Here is a 2,643-nt window from a genome sequence, read left to right as displayed (position 1 = left end):
CGAAGGAGCCCCAGAATGTCCGTTCCACAAACGATGTTTCAACTCAGCGGCCGCGGTTATGCCGCCGCCAAACTGAGTCATGCGACCCTGATCATCATCGATGCCCAGAAAGAATACCTCAGCGGTCCTTTGGCCCTGAGCGGCATGGATGCGGCTGTCGCGAACATCAAAAAACTGGTGACTGCCGCCCGTGCGGCCGGTCGTCCGATCGTGCATGTCAGCCATCTCGGCACCGTTGGAGGGTTGTTTGATCCACGCGGCGAGCGCGGCCAGTTCATTCCTGGGCTGGAGCCACTTGACGGTGAAATCAAGATCGAAAAAATCCTGCCGAGTGCTTTTCATGGCACGGATCTGAAAAAACGCCTGGAAGACCTGGGTTCGGTAGATCTGGTGGTTTGCGGCTTCATGAGCCATTCCAGCGTCAGCACTACGGTGCGCGCAGCAAAAAACCTGGGGTTCCGTTGCACACTGGTGGAAGATGCTTGCGCCACCCGCGATCTGCCCTACAAAGGCGGCGTCCTGAGCGCCGAGCATGTTCAGCAGACCGAAATGGCGATCATGGCGGACAACTTTGCCGCCGTCGCCCAGACCAACGACCTGGTCTGAGCAGTGTTTACATGAGCGGCCTGCACCGCCGCTCATCCGCAAAAGCCTCTCATTAGCCGTAATTGTCTTAGCCTCAGGAACATCCCGGTCAACTCCCGGTCGAAGGGCCGATACCCATTGAGGAAGGTCGGAATGAAGTTATCCGATGGTTTTGACGCTCGCCGCTTACGGCCCAAAGGCCAAAGTAACTGGCGTTTTCGAATCGGCGCGGCGTTCGCTGCGCTGCTGGCGACGAGTGGTGTGTTGCTCGCCATGGCCGGCATCGCCAGCCTGTTGGGCCACGCCCCGGCCCTGGGTGAGATGAATACCAACCGGGTCGGTGCGGCAGTGATTCTGCTGATTGGCCTGTTCGTGCTGTACCTCGGCGTGTGGCTGTGGCGCCGCTGCCGTCGCCGCTCGCGACAGTCGCGGGAGCTGAACATGTCGCCGCACCTGATGAAAAAACACGACTGAGACCAAGTTCGCGGACCAAGGTCGCGAACCAAGGTCGCCACCGAATGCCGCGCACTTTGATGCGCGCTCATTCGCCTGGAGTTGGGTAAACTGGCCGCCCTTCGCGGAGGCTGACATGCAAGACGACGATTTTTCCCTGTTCAAAAGCGCTATCCAAGGCGTCAAGCCGATCAAGCACGATCGCGCTGAAACCGGCAAACCCAAAGCTGACCGAGCACAGATTGCCAAGCTGCGTCAGGCCGCCACCGTGCGCACGGATGCCACCACCGTCGACGGCCTGTCCGATCAGTTCGTCATCGACGTCGGCCCGGAAGACGAGCTGATGTGGGCGCGTGACGGTGTTCAGGAAAGCCAGATGCGCAAGCTCAAGACCGGACAGATTCCGTTCGAAGGCAGCCTCGACCTCCACGGCATGAACGTGGAAAAAGCCCGGGAAACCCTCTGGGCTTTCCTGGCAGAAGCGACCAAATTCGAAATCCGCTGCGTGCGCGTCACTCACGGCAAGGCCGTGCGCCTGGACGGCAAGCGGCCGATGATCAAAAGTCACGTCAACACCTGGCTGCGCCAGCATCCGCAGGTACTTGGCTTCACCTCTTGCCAGGCGAAACACGGCGGTGCCGGAGCGGTTTATGTGATGCTCAAACGCACGATGATGGAAGGTCGCGACGAGTAAACCTGATGCGTCACGCTTGCAGCGTCGTGTCCGCCACCGTACCCTTGCCCTTTGCGTAAAATCCCACAGGTAGTTTCATGTCCCTGGAACAGAATTACACCGCGATTCTCGGCCAATTGGGCGAGGACGTGTCCCGCGAAGGCCTGCTCGACACGCCAAAACGTGCCGCCAAAGCCATGCAGTACCTCTGCCGCGGTTATGAACAGACGCTCGAAGAAGTCACCAATGGTGCCTTGTTCAGCTCCGACAATAGCGAAATGGTGCTGGTCAAGGACATCGAGCTGTACTCGTTGTGCGAGCACCATTTGCTGCCGTTCATCGGCAAGGCGCATGTCGCCTACATCCCGAGCGGCAAGGTGTTGGGGCTTTCGAAAGTCGCGCGCATCGTCGATATGTACGCTCGCCGCCTGCAGATCCAGGAAAACCTCAGCCGCCAGATCGCCGACGCGGTCCAGCAGGTCACCGGCGCCCTGGGCGTTGCAGTGGTGATCGAGGCCAAGCACATGTGCATGATGATGCGTGGTGTGGAAAAGCAGAACTCGACGATGATCACCTCGGTGATGCTCGGGGAGTTCCGCGAGAACGCCGCCACCCGCAGCGAATTCCTCAGCCTCATCAAGTAATTCGCAACACAAGGAAAACCGGCATTCATCGCCGGTTTTTTTTCGCCTGTGAAAAATCAGGTAAGCTGCGCGCCTTTCTTCATTTGCCCCGTGAGGCTTTCAACGTGTTCGTAAAAGCGCTTCGTGTCGGCCTTGGCCAACTGATCATCTTCATCGACTTCATCACCCGCCCAAGCAAAAAGAAGCGCCCCGCCGCTGCTCAGGCGCAGGTCGAATCCGCCGCCAAGGGCCTGACCCTGTATCAATTCCACGCCTGCCCGTTCTGCGTGAAAACCCGCCGCACCTTGC

The 2,643-nt window shown here is 59.2% G+C and carries 4 protein-coding genes and 1 pseudogene; all 5 read left to right on the top strand.

All coding sequences use genetic code 11. The annotated features are described in order from the left end of the window. The first annotated feature begins 15 nt into the window (after nucleotides 1-15). A complete protein-coding gene (locus D8V06_RS11520) occupies nucleotides 16-606 on the top strand; it encodes a cysteine hydrolase family protein (protein WP_056853831.1) in 591 nt (196 codons plus the stop codon). Nucleotides 607-738: 132 nt separating this feature from the next. Then, entirely contained in the window at nucleotides 739-1,059 is a 321-nt protein-coding gene (locus tag D8V06_RS11515) for a hypothetical protein (RefSeq protein WP_056853832.1), read from the top strand. 115 nt (nucleotides 1,060-1,174) lie between these two features. After that, the gene (locus tag D8V06_RS11510; protein ID WP_056853833.1) at nucleotides 1,175-1,732 is read left to right on the top strand and encodes a Smr/MutS family protein; all 558 of its coding nucleotides are present in this window, start codon (nucleotides 1,175-1,177) and stop codon (nucleotides 1,730-1,732) included. 77 nt (nucleotides 1,733-1,809) lie between these two features. After that, entirely contained in the window at nucleotides 1,810-2,355 is a 546-nt protein-coding gene (gene folE / locus D8V06_RS11505; RefSeq protein WP_007988130.1) for a GTP cyclohydrolase I FolE, read from the top strand. 83 nt (nucleotides 2,356-2,438) lie between these two features. After that, a pseudogene (locus D8V06_RS11500) lies at nucleotides 2,439-2,643 on the top strand (glutaredoxin); the annotation flags it as partial.

It is taken from the genome of Pseudomonas sp. Sample_24 (assembly GCF_004307605.1).
Lineage (GTDB): Bacteria > Pseudomonadota > Gammaproteobacteria > Pseudomonadales > Pseudomonadaceae > Aquipseudomonas.
This window is presented reverse-complemented; position numbering and strand designations above follow the sequence as displayed.